Origin of the sequence: Streptomyces sp. NPDC046261, assembly GCF_040646235.1 — a bacterium.
Lineage (GTDB): Bacteria > Actinomycetota > Actinomycetes > Streptomycetales > Streptomycetaceae > Streptomyces.
Window position 1 is genome coordinate 242553 of the sequence record NZ_JBEYZU010000003.1, and the last position, 17424, is coordinate 259976.

15 protein-coding genes are annotated in these 17424 nt (G+C 71.5%); 5 read left to right on the forward strand and 10 right to left on the reverse strand.

From position 1 onward, the window contains the following. Window positions 1-17: 17 nt before the first annotated feature. Both ABZ956_RS07930 and ABZ956_RS07935 read right to left on the reverse strand, forming a co-directional pair. Entirely contained in the window at window positions 18-1559 is a 1542-nt protein-coding gene (locus ABZ956_RS07930) for a hypothetical protein (RefSeq protein WP_361888572.1), read from the reverse strand. Between the two features lie 41 nt (window positions 1560-1600). Then, entirely contained in the window at window positions 1601-2983 is a 1383-nt protein-coding gene (locus tag ABZ956_RS07935; protein ID WP_361888575.1) for a hypothetical protein, read from the reverse strand. Window positions 2984-3462: 479 nt separating this feature from the next. Between ABZ956_RS07935 and ABZ956_RS07940 the strand changes: the two genes are divergently transcribed. Together ABZ956_RS07940 and ABZ956_RS07945 are read left to right on the forward strand one after the other, a co-directional pair. Then, on the forward strand, window positions 3463-4122 hold the full coding sequence (locus tag ABZ956_RS07940) for a hypothetical protein (protein ID WP_361888578.1): 660 nt from the start codon (window positions 3463-3465) through the stop codon (window positions 4120-4122). Between the two features lie 279 nt (window positions 4123-4401). Next, window positions 4402-6000 (forward strand): DUF4157 domain-containing protein, encoded by a 1599-nt coding sequence (locus ABZ956_RS07945; protein ID WP_361888581.1) that lies wholly within the window; start codon window positions 4402-4404, stop codon window positions 5998-6000. Between the two features lie 41 nt (window positions 6001-6041). On the opposite strand, the gene ABZ956_RS07950 is transcribed toward ABZ956_RS07945, so the two are convergent. Next, complete coding sequence (locus tag ABZ956_RS07950; RefSeq protein ID WP_361888584.1) at window positions 6042-7214, reverse strand: magnesium and cobalt transport protein CorA; 1173 nt, start codon at window positions 7212-7214, stop codon at window positions 6042-6044. 287 nt (window positions 7215-7501) lie between these two features. Between ABZ956_RS07950 and ABZ956_RS07955 the strand changes: the two genes are divergently transcribed. Next, entirely contained in the window at window positions 7502-7795 is a 294-nt protein-coding gene (locus tag ABZ956_RS07955; RefSeq protein ID WP_361888587.1) for a heavy-metal-associated domain-containing protein, read from the forward strand. 89 nt (window positions 7796-7884) lie between these two features. Next, window positions 7885-10182 (forward strand): heavy metal translocating P-type ATPase, encoded by a 2298-nt coding sequence (locus ABZ956_RS07960; protein WP_361888590.1) that lies wholly within the window; start codon window positions 7885-7887, stop codon window positions 10180-10182. Window positions 10183-10250: 68 nt separating this feature from the next. Here the strand turns inward: ABZ956_RS07960 and ABZ956_RS07965 are convergent, their stop codons facing one another. Together ABZ956_RS07965 and ABZ956_RS07970 are read right to left on the reverse strand one after the other, a co-directional pair. Beyond that, complete coding sequence (locus ABZ956_RS07965; RefSeq protein ID WP_361888593.1) at window positions 10251-10472, reverse strand: hypothetical protein; 222 nt, start codon at window positions 10470-10472, stop codon at window positions 10251-10253. A 79-nt stretch (window positions 10473-10551) separates the two neighbouring features. Further along, window positions 10552-11142 (reverse strand): TetR/AcrR family transcriptional regulator, encoded by a 591-nt coding sequence (locus ABZ956_RS07970; RefSeq protein WP_361888596.1) that lies wholly within the window; start codon window positions 11140-11142, stop codon window positions 10552-10554. Window positions 11143-11273: 131 nt separating this feature from the next. On the opposite strand from ABZ956_RS07970, the gene ABZ956_RS07975 reads away from it, so the two are divergent. Continuing rightward, window positions 11274-12131, forward strand: a complete 858-nt coding sequence (locus ABZ956_RS07975; RefSeq protein WP_361888599.1) for a class I SAM-dependent methyltransferase — start codon at window positions 11274-11276, stop codon at window positions 12129-12131. 41 nt (window positions 12132-12172) lie between these two features. On the opposite strand, the gene ABZ956_RS07980 is transcribed toward ABZ956_RS07975, so the two are convergent. The 5 genes from ABZ956_RS07980 to ABZ956_RS08000 are packed head-to-tail and all read right to left on the reverse strand — an operon-like array spanning window position 12173 to window position 17116. Next, on the reverse strand, window positions 12173-12682 hold the full coding sequence (locus ABZ956_RS07980) for a carboxymuconolactone decarboxylase family protein (RefSeq protein ID WP_361888602.1): 510 nt from the start codon (window positions 12680-12682) through the stop codon (window positions 12173-12175). Window positions 12683-12711: 29 nt separating this feature from the next. Further along, a complete protein-coding gene (locus ABZ956_RS07985) occupies window positions 12712-14559 on the reverse strand; it encodes an ABC transporter ATP-binding protein (RefSeq protein ID WP_361888605.1) in 1848 nt (615 codons plus the stop codon). A 15-nt stretch (window positions 14560-14574) separates the two neighbouring features. Further along, window positions 14575-14997, reverse strand: coding sequence for a lasso peptide biosynthesis B2 protein (locus ABZ956_RS07990; RefSeq protein ID WP_361888608.1), 423 nt, complete (start codon window positions 14995-14997; stop codon window positions 14575-14577). After that, a complete protein-coding gene (locus ABZ956_RS07995) occupies window positions 14994-15263 on the reverse strand; it encodes a lasso peptide biosynthesis PqqD family chaperone (protein WP_361888611.1) in 270 nt (89 codons plus the stop codon). Before ABZ956_RS07995 ends, ABZ956_RS07990 begins: the two co-directional genes overlap by 4 nt. Next, window positions 15260-17116, reverse strand: coding sequence for an asparagine synthase-related protein (locus tag ABZ956_RS08000; protein ID WP_361888614.1), 1857 nt, complete (start codon window positions 17114-17116; stop codon window positions 15260-15262). Before ABZ956_RS08000 ends, ABZ956_RS07995 begins: the two co-directional genes overlap by 4 nt. Window positions 17117-17424 lie beyond the last annotated feature (308 nt).

A 17424-nucleotide genomic window follows, 5' to 3' on the forward strand; every position in this document is an offset into this window, starting at 1 on the left:
TGCCTACCGGCTCGTCGTCAGAGGACGCGCTCGCGGAACACCGTTCCGGCGGAGGTGTCCGCCGCCCACGCCTCGACCCGGACGCGCCCGGCCTCGGAACCGGCCGTCAGGGCCGGAGAGGCCGCCACACCGGTGTCGTCGCTCGGGACGACCACGATTGGACCGCCCTCGAACGAGGCCAGGTCGTCGTCCACGACCCTGAACGTGACGTCGATCGCCGGTACGGGCGCGCCGTTGGCGTCCACCACCGTGACCTTGAGCCGCTCGGGGAACTCCGTGCCGCGCACCGCCTGCTGGCCGGCGCCCGAGAGGTAGCGGGTGTGGTCGGCGGGTCCCGCGGCCGGGATGACGGTGATGTTGTCGAAGCGGGTGAAGGCGCTTTCCTGCTCCCACATGGCCGAGATGTCGCATGCCCCGACCTGCTTGGCGTGGAACACGGCGCTGGTGGCGGTGCCGTCGGCCAGGGTGGTCCGGGTGTCGGTGGTCCTGTCGCCCTCGAACCGGGCCTGGTCGCCGTTGATCGTGAAGGTGATCGTCGCTCCCTGCACCGGGCTGCCGTCCAGCTTGGTCGCCTTGACCCGCAGCGGGTTGGGGAACGGGGTGCCGACGACGGCTTCCTGCCCCTGCCCGGAGACCGGGGTCAGCTGGACCTTGGAGACACGGAACATCTGCCCGGTCCCGGTGAGCCCGATCCACAGCGTCCCGTCCCGGTCCACGGCGACGCTCGACGGGCCCGTCCCCGTGCCGGTCGAGATGGTCCCGGTCAGGTCCGTCGCGCCGGGGGCGAAGTAGCCGACCGTGTCGCCCGTGGGCATGGTGAACCACGCGGAGCCGTCGGGCAGGCCGTAGACGCGGTGGGCGACCGTGGGGATGTCGATGGTCCTGTGCGACTTGGTGTCGAAGTCGTACCGGATGATCCTGGCTTCCGGGGTGGTCGCCCAGAGCACCTTGCTGTCCGTCCCGGTGAGCGCGATGGACTGGGGCTTCAGCCGGTCGCCGAAGTCGATGGGGGACAGGTCGAAGTCCCCGCGCGAGGCGTCGAACCGGACCACGTGGTGACGGTCGGGGCAACTCACCCAGTATTCCTGGGAGTTGTTGCTGTCGACGGTCAGTCCGTGCAGCGGCTTCCCGTGGTCGGTCGAGTAGGAGATCCCGCCCTCGCCGTCGATGAAGAGCAGCGCGCCCCTGCCGTCGAGCGTCGCGACGACGCGCCGGGCACCGGTGCTGTCGGAACCCAGGGCCATGGCGCGGGTGGCGGCCGCCTGACCGGAACCGTGCACCGCGTAGCGGCCGTCACCGGCGCACGCGACGGCGTGTCCGGTCGCGTTGTCGTGGACGTAGGTCCAGACGGCCCGGTCCCGGAGCACCAGGTCCTCCGCCCGCATCCCCGAGTAGATCGGCTCGAACACCTTGCTCTCGTAGGGGCTGCGCGGCGTAAAGCTGCCGATCTTCGCGTCGGCGGTGATGAACCAGACGTTCCTGTCGGTGGGGTTGTAGGCGAGCGCCACGGGCTTGGCGTTCCCCATGAGGTCGTATGTGTTGCCGGGTCCGGACGGCACGGCCGGGCTCCTCTCGTGTTCGCGATGGGGGATACGAGGGGTTACGCCTCGTCGCCTTCCGGCTCGTTGCGCACGCTGAGGACGACGGTGGTGGGCGGTTCGTTGCCACCCCAGCCGATCTTCAGGACGACGTCCTCCTCCACCTTGCCCGCCTGCACGGCGGGGAAGGGGACCTGGCCGGTCCAGTCCGTCTCGATGACGCATTCGCGCCGGCCGTCGAGGAACGTCGCCTCCTGGGAGACGATCCGGCAGGTGAGCGGGATTCCCGGGGTCGGGCTGGCGTCGGCCATGAATTCGGCGACGAGGGGAACTTCGGCCACGGAGCCCGGGGTGATGCTCTTGACCGGCTGGATCAGCATCTGGGTCTTGCCGAAAGAGGACCTGCCCCCCGTCGGGATCGGGTACTTGCCGATCTTGTTGTTCGTGCGGCTGGTGTACCAGATGACCTGATCGTTCTCGTCGACACAGATCCCGTAGGCTTCGCTGCCGGCGAGCAGCGCGGGAGTGGGGATGGGCGGACGGGAGACGTCCTTCTCGAAACAGTAGATCTTGTCGGTTCCGGCCACCCAGATGTTGCCGTCGGGGCCGAATGCCAACTGACGCGGCTCACCGTTGATGGTGGAGCTCGTCTTCCACGACTTGTTCTTGATGTCGTACCGCAGGATCTGGTTGGGGTTGCGCGCGCTGATCCAGAGATAGGGCTTCTTTTCCCCGCCTTCCTGAATGAGACCGGAGATGACGTGGATGGGTACCTGGCTTTCGCTGCCCGGGAGTGAAATACGCCTCCACTGTGCGTCGTCGTCGGCCGGGGTGTACCAGTACAGGCCGTTGGTCTTCCTGGAGGGCCTGTCGTGCGCCTGGCCGGTGACCCAGTAGGTGTACTTCGTCGGCGTGTCCGGGTTGTTGACTGTAGCCGCCACCGACCACAGCCATGTGTTGAATTCGTCGGTACCCGTGGGGAGCGAGTGGTAATTCGCGCCGTCCTGGCCGACCTCGACGAAGCCCACGTTGGTGTGCACGGGCTCGGCGAACAGGATGTAGTCCTTGCTCGGGGCCGACGGGCTGTCGCTCGTCTTGATCCGCACGGTGGTGATGGTCTGTGCCCGGGCGTCGGGCTGGAGGTTGTGCTTGTTGATGACCTTGCGCCGTTCGACGTCGAACTCGTAGATGGGGTCGTAATCCTGGGGGCCCGCCGGCGCGGCGAACCAGACGACCTTCCGGTCCGTCGGGTCCTTGATGATTCCTGCCGTGTACTGCGGAATGAGATCGGTGTGCGCGGTCTGGGCGGTCGGATCGCTCCTCATGATCTGCACGAGGGCGTTGTTGTCGGTCGTCACCCACAACCAGCGATTCGGGCCGACCGTGATGGAGTGGGGAATTTTGGCGCCGCCGGACTGGTCGATCGGGAATTCCTCGATGGGCATGTGCGATCCTCCGGATCCGATCCGATTGCGGTTCACGGCTGTTCGCGTCGCACCGCACCGCCGCCGGCGAAATGGCAGCACCCGACAGTGCCGGAAGCACATGCCAGAACAGCGGTACGTGGAGACCGATGCTAGCGGCTCGGCTGTGCCCGTCAACAGGCCGCAAGGCCACGAGGGTTCACTGTTTCGGGCCACTTCACCCGAGGCGTCGAGTGGACGTACTCCCTGCCGCGCGGAGCCGGACTTCAATATTCCGTCGCGTGGGAAACGTTTTTTCACCGAGGTGTCGACGCGTGGCGAGAATTCGCCGGTTGTCCATTGCGCAAAGAAATGTGATCGGCCAGTCTTCGGGTGTCACCTCGAGATGGTGAGGAATCATGCGCCGGAGCGATCACGCCCACTTAGGCGAGCATTCCACCGGGCCGGCCCGCCGGTCCGCGGCGGCGGAATCTCCGTCTTCCGCACGGATCCTGGCCGCGTTGCAGCCCCGGGCGGGAAACGCGGCCGTCAGCAGGCTGATCGGCGGCTTGCCGCCCACGCCGCTCGTCGTCCAGCGCATGGTCCGGCCCGCGCGCACCGCGACGCTGGGCCGCTGGGAGAACGAGGTCGTGTGGGAGGGGCCCGTCTGGGGTGCCTTCGACCGCGTCGGCGGCGGCCGGTCGGTGCACGTCACGCTGGGGCCGGGGTCCCGCGCCCCGGAGCGCAGCTACGGCGGCTCACCGCCCGACCCCAAGGAGTGCACCGTCGTCGACGCCCTCATCGCCCGCGACGGCGGGGGCTGGGTTCGCGGGCACCTCTGGAACGACCACCTCGGCGGGCCCGGTACGTCGTGCAACCTCGCGCCCATGACGTCCGCGACGAACAGCCAGTTCAACAGGGGCTTCGAGGAACCGCTCAAGAAGATGCTCTGGGCGTGCATGCGGCACGCTCAGGACAACCCGACGGCGGACCACTGGTACGGGGTGCGCTTCCACGCGACGGCTGAAGGGCGGCGGTCGAATACGAAGGGGGACCCGGACTACCACGTAGCGGAGGAATTCGACCACTCGGCGCGCTACGTCAGGAAGGACAAGCGGACCGGCGCCGTGACGCTCGCCGGGACGCCCCTCCCGCCAGGCTTTCCGGCCGAACTGCTCTGACCGGGATGACGCCCATCCGCCGTCCTCATCGCGGGAATCCCGGGCGGACGCGGGAGTCTGCTGCGGGCCTTTGGCAGAGGCGAAGATGACGACGTCCTTGCGCGAGGGTGCGCGGGGCTCCCTCCACTCCGCCCGGGCGGCAGCCGCACGGACAGGGCCTGCCGCACCGGGCCTTCGCCGCAGGAGACACGGCACGACCCCCCTCGGTGCCGAGCGACCGTTCGGGTCCGCGCGGTACCGGCGGATTCCCGAAGGAAGGCCACACGGAGAGGTTCCGCCATGCGCGCGCACCGCCCTGCCCGGAATGCCGGCCCCGTCGAGAAGAAGGCCGCGGCACGCTCCGTCCCGGTCTCGCCGCCGCTGTCGCCGGGCGACCTGCTCGCCCGGCAGCGCACCGCCGGGAACGCGGCCGTCACCCGCCACGTCCAGCAGGCCCTCGCCTCCCGGGGGCGGCCCCTCGCCGATCCGCTGAAGTCGGAGATGGAGGCGCGCCTGGGCGCCGACTTCTCCGACGTGCGCCTGCACACCGACGCCACCGCCCGCCGCTCCGCCGCCGAACTGGGCGCCCGCGCCTACACCTCCGGCGACCACGTCTTCATCGGGGACGGCTCGGTGGACAAGCGCACCCTCGTCCACGAGCTCACCCACGTCGTGCAGCAGCGGCAGGGCCCGGTCGCCGGTACGGACAACGGGGCGGGGCTGCGGATCAGCCATCCGCAGGACCGCGACGAACACGCCGCCGAGGAGAACGCGCGCCGGGCGACGAGCGGCCCGGCACCGGAATCCGGCGGCATCGCCGACACGACGTCGCCGTCGCCGTCGCGGCGGTTCGCGGCCGCCTCCACCGTGCAGCGGGTGATCCACCAGGAAGCCAGCTACACCGTTGAGGTGGGCGGCAAGACCTCTCTCACCAATCGCGGCGACATCGACGTCGAGGAGCACGCCGGTGAGACCTGCGTACGCGTCTACCAGACGGTCTTCGCGCCGGTCATCGGCTCCGGCCGGCACAAGGACGTGCACCAGAGCGGCGACGGGGCCATCGACTTCCGCAACCAGACGCATTCCGCCTGGCTCAACATGGGCCGTCCCTGGCGGTCGATGCACTACATGCGCACCTACCAGGACCAGAAGAACCGCGCGGCCCGGGGCGGCGGCGGCTCTGCCGTACCCACGGCGCAGACCACCTCACTGGTGCGGTCCTTCCTCGTACCCCTCGCCACCTACCGGCAGGTGACCGGCCACGCGGTCAGCGAGCAGCAGATCAATTCCACCCACGACCCCAAGAACCTCAACCAGAGCACGGACAAGGCGAAGGACTCGGACCAGTACGAGATCCGCGGGGCGTGGATGGCGGAGGTCGCCGCCACGGCCGTACCGGGCTCCCTCGTCACCTACGCCCCGGACGGCCTCGTGGCAGAGCTCCGGAAGGACGCCCGGCACGGACGGGTGGAGCCGCTGAGCTCCCTGCTGGACCGGCTCGGCATGCCGGACCTCCAGGACTTCCCCGAGTACGGTCCCGCCGCCGCCCCGCCACGGCGGGACGGGCTGGTGCTGCCGCTCAACAAGGGCAAGATGCCCGACGAACCGGCCCAGACGCGGCACGTCCAGCGCCTCGGCAAGCTGCTCGCCGACGCCTTCCCGGCGAACGGGAACACCAGGAACCCCCGGACCGCGCGCGCCCGGGCCCAGCTGAAGCAGCTGTGCGGTCAGCCGGCGGCCGACGACCGTGACGTCGACTGGGCGGGGCTGCGCGACCGGGTGCTGCGGGCGATGAACTACGCGGGGATGCCGGCCGTGCTCGCCGAGGTCTACAACGAGGCCAGTGCGCAGCGGGACGACGACGCCTTCCCGGCCCGGGACCTGGAGGTCAGGCCGTAGCGACCCCGACCGACTGGGACCTTGGGTCTCGGGCTGGTTACTCAGAGCCAGCCACGCCGCTTGAAGATGACGTACAAACTGGTACATACGGCTGCCATCAGGATGATGGCGAAGGGGTATCCGGCTACCCAGTGCAACTCCGGCATGTGGTCGAAGTTCATGCCGTAGATCGTGCCGACCAGGGTGGGAGCGAACAGGATGGCCGCCCATGAGGAGATCTTCTTGATCTCGTTGTTCTGCGCGTGGCCGGCCTCTGCCAGCAGTCGCATCTCCTCGTTCTGGGCCTGCGAGACGAGCGTGGCGTTGACGGCGAGGATGTCGGTGAGTGCCTGGCGCAGGCCGTCGACGCGCTCGGCCACGGTGGTCGCGTGGTCGGCCACGTCCCGCAGGTAGCGGCGCAGCTCCTCGTCCGTGCCGTATTTGTCGAAGCCGGCCTCCAGCCCCGCCATGATGGTCAGCAGCGGGCGGGCGGCCCGCTGGAATTCCACGACCTCGCGGGAGAGTTCGTAGATGCGCCGGGAGACCTTGGGGTCGCCGCCGAAGACCTCGGTCTCGATCTCGTCGATGTCGTACTGCAGGCCCGCCACCACCGGCGCGTAGCCGTCGACCACCGCGTCCAGCACCGCGTACAGCACGGCCTCCGGGCCGAGGGCGAGCAGGTCGGGGTTCTGCTCCAGCCGTTTGCGTACCGCGGCGAGGTCCGGGGCCTGGCTGTGCCGGACGGTCAGGACGAACTCGGGGCCGACGAAGAGGTGGATCTCGCCGAAGTCGACCTCCTCGGCCTCGTCCAGGTAGCGGGCGGCGCGCAGGACGACGAAGAGGGTCTTGCCGTACCGTTCCAGCTTGGGCCGCTGGTGGGCCACGATGGCGTCCTCCACCGCCAGCTCGTGGAGTCCGAACTGTGCCGCCGCCTCCCACAGCTGTGCCGGGGAGGGGCGGTAGAGCCCGATCCACGCCATCGTGCCCGGCTCGCCCGGCAGCCGTTCGTAGATGTCCTCCAGCGTCGCCGGCCTCTCGATCCGCCGGCCGCCGCGGTAGACCGCGGCATCGACGACGCTGCGTGCCAAGGGCAGGGGCGGTGGCTCCTCGGCCTCCGCCCGGGGGTCCATGGATCGCTCGGGTGCCGGTTCGGCCGGCTTTCCGCCGCCTCTTCCGGCCGGGCGGTTGAAGGAACTCTTCCCGGGGCGTCCAGGGCGTCCCCGCGCATCGGACATGGCACGGACCTCCAGAGACCGTCGCCTGAGACCACCCTTTCCGCGTACCCGGAGCCGCCGGCGTCGTTGGGCAGGCCGGCACTCCGAGCCAGAGCAGGATCTGGTTCGTACGCATAGATGCTGGCACGCCTCGCCGCATTCCACCTCCCGGCGGTGCCGGGTGGGCCGGCGTGGACTTCCGGAATACCCCCGGGGGGTATATGGTTCTTCCAGGCGGGGGCGCCGGGCCGTCTCGGGCCCGGACCAGCCGTCCCCGCGCGTACACGACAAACCCTCAAGGAGTAGCCATGACCTCCCGGACGACCCCCGGCTCCTGCTGCACCCCGGCCGGCACCTGCGGCACCGGCGCCCAGGATGACGTCCGGGGCGGCATCACCACGGTCTACACGGTGACCGGCATGACCTGCGGCCACTGCGAGAGCTCGATCGCGCAGGAGGTCTCCGCCATACCCGGCGTGACGTCCGTCAAGGCCGTGGCCGCCACCGGCCTGGTGACCGTCACCTCCATCGGCGCGCCGGACGACGAGGCGGTCCGTGCCGCCGTGGACGAGGCGGGCTACGAGCTCGCCGGCCGCGCCTGACATACCCCACCCCCGTATTCCCCCCGGCCGGGCCGTGCCGCACCACTGATATGGCCGCCGCACGGTCCGGCCCTCGCCAGGAGAACGCGATGACCAGCATGGCTCCCGAGAAGGCAGCGACGTCTGCCATACCCGCCGCCGAAGTCGAGCTTTCGATCGGAGGCATGACCTGCGCCTCGTGCGCGGCGCGCATCGAGAAGAAGCTCAACCGGATGGACGGCGTGACGGCGACGGTCAACTTCGCCACCGAGAAGGCGAAGGTCGCCTACGGGGCGGGGGTCGGGGTCGCCGACCTCATCGCCACCGTGGAGAAGACCGGCTACACCGCCCAGGAGCCGCCGAAGCCGGCGGCCCGGGAAGAGCGGGCCGAGCGGGCCGAGCGGGAAGGTGCGGCCGCCCCGGCGGAGAGCCCGGGGGCTGACGAGACCGCCCCGCTGCGGCAGCGGCTGCTGGTCTCGCTCGTCCTCTCGGTGCCGGTGGTGCTGATGGCGATGGTGCCGGCGCTGCAGTTCGACAACTGGCAGTGGCTCTCGCTCACCCTGGCCGCTCCCGTGGTCGTCTGGGGTGCGCTGCCCTTCCACAAGGCCGCCTGGACCAACGCCCGGCACGGGGCGGCGACGATGGACACGCTGGTGTCGATCGGTACGCTCGCCGCGCTCGGCTGGTCGCTGTGGGCCCTGTTCTTCGGGCACGCGGGAATGCCGGGCATGCGGCACGGCTTCGACTTCGCCGTCTCGCGCACGGACGGATCCTCCTCCATCTATCTGGAGGCCGCCGCCGGTGTCACGGCCTTCATCCTCGCCGGCCGCTACCTGGAGGCGAAGTCCAAGCGCAAGGCCGGTGCGGCCCTGCGGGCACTGCTGGAGCTGGGCGCCAAGGACGTGACCGTCCTGCGGGACGGGCGTGAAGTCCGCGTCCCAACCGCGGAGCTGGTGGCCGGCGACCGGTTCGTGGTCCGGCCCGGGGAGAAGATCGCCACCGACGGCACCGTCGTCGAGGGCGGCTCGGCCGTCGACGCCTCGATGCTGACCGGCGAATCCGTACCCGCGGACGTCACCGCCGGCGACTCTGTCACCGGCGCGACCGTCAACGTCTCCGGCCGCCTGGTCGTCGAGGCCACCCGCGTCGGCTCCGACACCCAGCTGGCCCGCATGGCCCGGCTCGTGGAGGACGCGCAGAACGGCAAGGCCGCCGTGCAGCGCCTGGCCGACCGCATCTCCGGCGTCTTCGTCCCCGTCGTCCTGCTCATCGCGCTGGGCACCCTGCTGACCTGGCTGTTCGTGACCGGCGACGCCACCGCCGCGTTCACCGCCGCCGTGGCCGTACTGATCATCGCCTGCCCCTGCGCCCTGGGCCTGGCCACCCCGACCGCCCTCATGGTCGGCACCGGCCGGGGAGCGCAGCTCGGCATCCTCATCAAGGGCCCCGAGGTGCTGGAGTCCACCCGCCGCGTCGACACCGTCGTCCTGGACAAGACCGGCACCGTCACCACCGGGAAGATGGCCCTCCACGAGGTCGTCACCGCCCCCGGCGTCAGCGAGCGGGAGCTGCTGCGGCTGGCCGGCGCGCTGGAGCACGCCTCGGAGCACCCCATCGCCCGCGCCATCGCCGACGGCGCCGCCGAGCGCACCGGCACCCTGCCCGTCCCCGAGAGCTTCGAGAACATCGCCGGCCTCGGCGTCCAGGGCGTCGTCGACGGGCACGCCGTGCTCGTCGGCCGCGAGAAGCTGCTGGCCGAGTGGGTGATCGAGCTGCCCGCCGAGCTCGCGGCGGCCAAGGCGACCGCCGAGGCCGCGGGCCGCACCGCGGTGGCCGTGGCCTGGGACGGCGAGGCCCGTGGTGTCCTCACCGTCGCCGACAAGATCAAGGACACCAGCGCACAGGCGGTCACCGAGCTGCGCCGCCTGGGCCTGACCCCCGTCCTCCTCACCGGTGACAACCAGGCCGTCGCCGAGGCCGTGGCCCGCGCGGTGGGGATCGACGAGGTCATCGCCGAGGTACTGCCGCAGGACAAGGTCGACGTCGTCAAGCGCCTGCAGGCCGAGGGCCGTACGGTCGCGATGGTCGGCGACGGCGTCAACGACGCGGCCGCCCTCGCCACCGCCGACCTCGGCCTCGCGATGGGTACGGGCACCGACGCCGCCATCGAGGCCGGCGACCTCACCCTCGTACGCGGCGACCTCCTCGTGGCCGCCGACGCCATCCGTCTCTCCCGCCGCACCCTGGGCACCATCAAGGGCAACCTCTTCTGGGCCTTCGGCTACAACATCGCCGCCCTCCCGCTCGCGGCGGCCGGCATGCTCAACCCGATGATCGCCGGCGCGGCGATGGCCTTCTCCTCGGTCTTCGTCGTCACCAACAGCCTGCGGCTGAGGCGCTTCACGTGAGGAGTTGAGTCAGCCCCGCTCGTTCGAGGAGGCCCCGGCTTCGGCCGGGGCCTCCTCGTCACACCTGGTCAGGGCGGCGACTCGGCCCATACTCCGGGTCCGCCGCCCTGCCATTCGAACAGCTCGGCATCGTCGAGCCGGATGGTGTCCGGGGCGAGGCCGGCCCGCCTGACGAACTCCTTCACGTCCTCCGGACCGTGCGCCACACCGAGGGTCTCCCCGTCCACGCGCACGCGCCGGCCGCCGTTCGGGGACGGCGGCTGGACGACGACCCGCCGCTGATCAGCCACGCCCCCAGCCTGGAGGGCGGGGCGGGCGGGCGCGCGTTGACGGCCGCCAGTCGGGTGCCGCGGCCCCGGGCAGCTCGGGTCAGCCGTTGCGGCCGGTCAGCGACGCGATGACGTGCTGGAGGCGCTCGCGCGGGTCCGGCCCGCCGGGCCAGGCGGTCATGAGCAGGTGGTGCGCCGTTCCGACCACCGCCAGGGCCAGCGCGGCACAGTCGGCCGTCCCGGAGACGCGGCCCAGGCGCTGCTCCGCCTCCAGGTAAGTGGCGACGGACGCCTCGATGGCGTTCAGTCCGGGCGCGCCGTCCCGCCAGGCGTCCCGGATACGGGCGCTGGCCCCGGGGCGGACCAGGGCGAGCGCGGCCAGCGCCGGCCCGGCGGAGTCGAGGAGCGCCAGGACGGTGGCGTTCAGGTTCTCCGTGACGGTGCTCTCGCCCGCCCGCGCGGGAAGAGCGGCGGCTCGCTCCGCCAGCAGTCGGAACCGGTGGAGCACCAGCTGTGCCACGAAGTCGTCGAGGTCCGCGAAGTGGTTGTGCAGCAGGCCCTTGGCGCATCCGGCCTCGCCGGTCACCGCCCGGCTCGTCAAACCGCCCGCGCCGTCGCGGCTCAGCACGCGCTCCGCGGCTTCGAAGAGCCGTTCCCGAACTCCTGTGATGGCGACGCCTCGTGGGGACACCGGACTTCCTTCCCTGCCGCCGCGTCATGTTCTTCCCGCGGGCCTCTGGTCAGTATGGGCGCGTGCCCATACAGTATGGGCACGCGCCCATACTAGTCGCCGGACCGGCGACCCGACAGGGGAGGACTTACATGCGCACCGTTGTCAACACCGAGCAGGAGCAGGCGTGGAACGGCTATGAGGGGCAGCACTGGGCCGACCACCACGACCGCTGGAATGCCGTGAACGCCGGTTTCAACGAGCCGCTCCTGGCCGCCGCCGCCATCGGTGCCGAGGACCGGGTGCTGGACATCGGCTGCGGGGCGGGCCAGACCTCGCGGCTGGCCGCGCGGCGTGCCGCGCGCGGGCGGGTGCTCGGCCTCGACCTGTCCGGGCCCGAGCTCCGGCTCGCCCGTGAGCTCGCGGACCGGGAAGGGCTCGCCCACCTCGCCTTCGAACAGGGCGACGCCCAGGCCCACCCCCTCCCGCACGGCGGGTTCGACGTCGCCATCAGCCGGTTCGGCATCATGTTCTTCGCCGACCCCGTCGCCGCCTTCGGCAACATCCGCCGTGCCCTGCGGCCCGGCGGCCGCCTCGCCTTCGTCACGATGGCCGAGCCCGGCCGCAACGAGTGGGTGCGGGCGGTCGGCGCTCTGCGCGAGCACCTGCCCATGCCGTACTTCGGTGCCGACGGCAGCGCACCCGGCATGTTCTCCTTCGCCGACCCGGCGCGCATCCACGACGTCCTCGGCGGCGCGGGCTTCCGGGCCGTGACCGTCACCTCGGTCGAGGCGCCGCAGAACTGGGGGCCCGACGCCCGGGAGGCGGCCAACTTCGTCCTCGGCTCCGGGCCCCTGCGGTTCCTCCTCGACCAGGCCGCCCCGGACGTCGCCCACCGCGCCGGGGAGGCGCTGACCGCCGCCCTGCGGCCCTTCGCCCAGCCGGACGGCGTCCACTTGCGCGGCGCCGCCTGGCTGGTCACCGCCACCAACCCCGACGACGTCGGCTGAGGCGAAGGCGACCGCGGACGCCGGGCCTTACCGGGCCGGTTCTACGCCCACGGATCGGTGAACGAACGGCCGGGGACCGGCTTGGCGATGAGGGCGACCGGTATGAAGAAGTTGACCTGGCCGATCGCGATCATCAAGGTGGTGAGCGCCTTGGCGTCGTAGTGCTCGGACACCTCGGCGTACAGCTCGTCCGGCACCCGCTCGCCGCCGTGCGGGGACGGCAGGAGCACCGCCTCCACCAGAGCCAGCGCGGCCCGTTCGGCGCCGGTGAAGTACGGGGCGTCCCGCCAGGACGCCACCGCGGTGATGCGCTCCTCCGTCTCCCCGGCCTTGCGCAGGAAACCCGTGTGCAGGACGGTCAGGTAGGTGTTGCCGACGATCTGGCCGGCCCGCAGCTGGAGCAGACTGATCGTGGTCCGGGGCACGGAGCGGTTGCCGGTGGCCTTGAACAGTGCCGCCGACACCTCCGCCAGCTCGGGGACGAGCTCCTGCGGGTCCTGGGACATCCGCGGACCCATCGGTACCTTCGCAGTGATCGAACGTGCTTCCATCGTGTTTCCTTCCGGGCTTCACGTCGTTGTCACTGCTCTGACGGATCACGGCGCGGAAGTGTGACAGGAGTCAGCCGGGCGACTTCCTCGTGCGTGCCCGTGGCCACCACCCGGCCGGACTCCAGGGCCACCACCGCGTCGGCGGCGCGGATGGTGGACGGTCGGTGGGCGATGACCAGGAGCGTGCACTCCTGGGTGATCTGCTCGATGGTGCGGGTCAGGGCGGCCTCGTTCGCGGCGTCCAGTTGTGAGGTGGGCTCGTCCAGGAGCAGCAGCCGGGGGCGGGGGAGCAGGGCGCGGGCGATGGCCACGCGTTGCCGTTCGCCGCCGGAGAGCATGTCGCCGTGCTCGCCGACGGGGGTGTCCAGGCCCCGGGGCAGGCGCCGCACCAGCTCGTCGAGGCTCGCGAGCGTGATGACGCGGCGCAGCTCCTCGTCGGTGGCCTCCGGCCGGGCGTAGGCGATGTTCTCGCGCAGCGTGCCGTGCAGGACGGGGGCGTTCTGTTCGACCAGGCTCATCATGGACCGGCACTGCTCCCTGCTCATGCCGGTGGTGATGTCGACGCCGTCGAGCAGGATCTGCCCCCGGTCCGGCTCGTGGAAGCGGGCCAGCAGGCCGAAGACGGTGGACTTGCCCGCGCCCGAGGGACCCACCAGGGCGACGTGGGTGTTGCGCGGCACGGTGAACGACACGTCGTGCAGGACCGGCCGGCCGGGTTCGTAGCCGAAGCCGACGTCGCGCAACTCCACCGCGGGCGTGGCGGCGTCGGGGGCCGGGGGCGCGGGCACCGGCGCCGGCGCCGGGGTGGCGTCGTCCTCGCCGGGCTGCTGGGCGACGGCCTCGATGCGCTGGAGGGCCGCCAGGCCCTTCTGCAGGGTGGCCATGACGTCGAAGATGTTGGCCATCGGTGCGGAGATGTAGGTGATGTACAGCAGGAAACCGACCATGTCGGCGAGGGAGGACTCGCCGCCGGCCACCCGGATGCCGCCGACCACCAGGACGGCCATCATCGAGCCGTGCATGGCCAGGGTCATGGCCGGGCCGACCACGGCGTCACGCTTGGCGGCCTGCAGGTTCTGCTCGTACGCCTGTCGTGCCATGCGGCCGATGCGTTCCTGCTCCCGGTCCTCGGCGCGCATGACGCGGACGGTGCGGATGGCCGACAGGGCCCGTTCCAGTTCGGCCGACATGGCGCCGAGGCTGTCCTGGGCGTCCTCGACGGCCTTGCGGATCCCGGCCAGGAGCAGCATCGTCAGCCCGCCGATGGCTCCGACGATCACCAGCACGATGAGGAACAGCGAGGCGTCCAGCCAGATCATCATCGAGATGCCGCCGACGATGACGAAGGCGCCCACCACGACCTCGGAGAGGTCGTAGGCCAGGGAGTCGCGCAGCAAGGTGGTGTCGCTGGTGGTGCGGGTCAGCAGGTCGCCGAGGCGGTGCCGCTCGTAGCGGCGCATGGGCAGGCGCAGCAGCTTGCCGACGAGGCGCTGCCGCAGGCCGAGGACGATGCCCTCGCTGGTGCGCTCCAGCGAGTAGTGGGCGCAGGCGGACACGATCGCCTCGACGACGAAGACCACGCCGAGCACGACGGTCAGCAGCAGATAGGGCCGGTGGTGGGAGAACTCGTTGATCGTTTTGGTCGCCAGCATGGGCTGGGCCAGGCCCATGGCGGCGGCCACGAGGGAGAGCGCGAGGGCGAGGAAGAGGGCCTTGCGGTGGCCCTGGGTCACCCGTAAGAGGTCCCTGATGCCGACGCGTCGTGTCGCCTCCTCCTCGGCCTCCTCTTCCCCCTCGGCCCCCTCTACCCCCCTTTCAACGTTCTGCCCGTCGTCCTCGGCGTCGTCACGACGCGTGGACCGCAAGCTCCTCAACACGTGCGCCCATCTCCCTCAGCCGTCTCGGTGTCCGACCGTCAACAGCGGGCGGAAGGCGGTGATCTGCTCGCCCTCGCCCACCGCGCGGCCCTCGGCCTCCACCCACGCGTGGGCCCCGAACGGAGCGGTCCGGGCGCCCACGCGCCACACCGGCCAGTGTCCGCGCATCCGGCACAGTAGCGCCGTCGCGATGGACCGCGGCAGACACCCCTTGCCCGCGCAGGTGACGCTCACGGAGACCACGGCCTGGCGTGCCGCGTACGCCTGCGCGTGGGTGGCGCCGACGGCGCCGCTGCGTACGGCGGCCAGGATCCGGCGGATGTGCCGGGGTGGGAGGCGGGCGAGGAGCAGGGCCGCCGCGACGGCGGCGCGTGCGGTCAGGCGGGTGGTGAGCGGCATGCGTTCGCGGACCTGGAAGAGGGTTTCGGGTGTGCTCATGTCCGTACCGCCAGCTTCGCCGTCGTCAGTTGGTCGGTGAGCTCACGGACGTCGCGGACGGCCTGCTCGACGCTCACCTCGTCCGGTGAGCTGCCGGCCGTGAGGGCCAGGGCCGCCTCGTGCTCGTCGGCGCCGTCGAGCAGTTTGCGCAGGGCGACGGAGGCGCTGTGGTTGAGCTGCCAGTAGTGCCCGGAGCGCTGGTCGAGCAGGATGCCGCCGTCGTCGGTCTCGGCCAGTGAGACGTCGTCACGCAACCGCACGGTCATGGGAGGGCCTCCACGGTGGTCGGTCCGGACGGCACGGGCGTGCCGCCCGGGTTCTCGAGGTCGCGCAGCCACCGCTCGCAGCTGAAGGTGGTGGACAGGGCGTAGGGGGTGAACAGGCGGAGCTGGAAGCCGGTGCACACCGAGCGCAGCCTCTCGCCGTCGACCAGGCCCAGTGCGGCGAGCCGTGAGTCCGCGCACAGCTCGTCGAGGTGCTGGACGTTCCGGCGGATGCCGGCGTGCTCCAGGTTGGAGCCCTCGGCCTTGGTGCTCCGGCTCAGCGACAGGTCGGGCACGATGCCGCGCATGGCCTCGCGGAGCAGCGGCTTGTACGCCCAAGGGGTGCGGCGCTCGTGGGCGCGGGCCGCCATGCAGGCGTCGATGACGGCGTCGTCCAGGTAGGGCGAGGTGAGCCGGATGCCCTCCGCGGCGTAGAGCGGGACCGTGCCGCGGACGAGGCTGGCGCACAGGCGGATGCCCCAGATGGTGTGGTGCGCCGTCCAGTTGTGGCCGTGCTGCCGGGCGCGGGCGGACTCCTCCACGAGCAGGTCGCGTACGGAGGCCACCGCGTCGGGCGTGGCCCACGGAGGCAGCTGGAGCAGTGCGGAGGCCCGCTCGTCCTGGTCGTCCAGGGGGGAGGCGACGACGCGCCGGGCGCGGTCGGCCAGCCAGGCCGGGTAGGGGCGACGCTGCTCGAGGCCCATGCGCACGACGTCCTGCCAGGTCCAGTGCTCCAGGGCGCGGTAGCCGCGCAGGTAGGACAGGGCGGTGAGGGGCCGGGTGCGGAGGATGTCGAACACGCCCGTGGAGCCGCCGGGCAGCACCTCGTCGCCGCCGTCGCCGCTGAGGTGGGCCTGCGAGCCCTCGGCGCTCATCAGCGCGGCGAGCGCCCGGTACATCGTCCGGTCCTCCACGCCCGGGAACGGCTCCTCGCCGGCCGGACCCGGCTGGAGGATGTCCTCGTACGGCGTGGGGAGGTCGGCGAACGCGGCCATGACGCGCCGTACGCCGGGCAGGTGGCCGGCGGCCAGGTCGGCCCAGTGCGGGTCGTCGTCCCCCACGTCCGTGGCCAGGGTGGTCAGCGTGGTCAGCGGTCCGGGGCGGGCCTGGGCGAGGAGGAAGCACAAGGTGGTGGAGTCCAGCCCTCCGGACAGGTCGGAGGTCAGCGTCAGCCCGGAGTCGGCGCGGGCCTGGACCGCGTCGCTCAGGGCGACGCGCAGCCGGTCGGCCGCCTCCCGCAACGGCAGGACGTCCAGCGGCGGACTCCAGCGGCGGGACACGCGGACACCGCCGGCCGGGTCCAGGACGACGCAGCTGTCCTCGTCGACGGCCTGGATCCCCTTCCACAAGGGTGAGTTGACGGTGTGCAGCGCCACCTCGGACAGCAGCAGCCGCAGCAGCAGCCGTCGTTCGTCGACGCCGGCGCCGGTGAGTGCGGCCAGCGCGTCCGCGCGCGTGGCGGCGACGGTGACGCCCCCGACCCTGGCGTGCACCAGCTTGCGGAGCCCGGAGAGGGTGCCCTGCGCCCGGGTCGTCCCGTGCACGCTGGCCAGCAGGTGGAAGCAGCCGGACAGCCGGTGCCGGGCGTCGTCTAGCGCCGAGACGTCGGCGGTGCGGGCGGCGATCTCCGTGAGACGGGCGGAGCCGGCCGAACAGAAGCCGAGCGTGGCGATCTTGGTGGGCCCGGCCTCCCCGAGCCGGAAGTCGGCCGGGTCCCAGTTCCCGATCAGCCAGGGACGGCCGGAGGGATGGTCGACCCGCCGGGGGGCGGGGCCGATGCGGTGCGCGATCGTGGTCGACTCCGCGTGGTCGGGGAGGACGATGAGCCACTCACCCGCGCGGTCGAATTGATTCATGGAATGCAGTCCCGTCCGGTTCACAGGTGGCGAGCGCGAAAGGCGCGGACGAACGCCGTGCGTCCGTCCGCGCCGGCATTCGGCGATCAGCCCCGCAGGGTCAGAGGAGGACGTGCCGCGGACGCCGACGGCCCGCCTTGTCCTTCTTCGCCGGACGGCTGTGCATCGTGAGCTTTCCGAACGTGCCGATCTTCAGCACGGTGGGCTTGGAGTACATGACCGGACTCCTTGTCGTCGATGACTGGACGAGCCTGTGCACAAGGCTTCGCACGATCTCGCGCGGCATCGATCCTATGGACGCCCGGGCT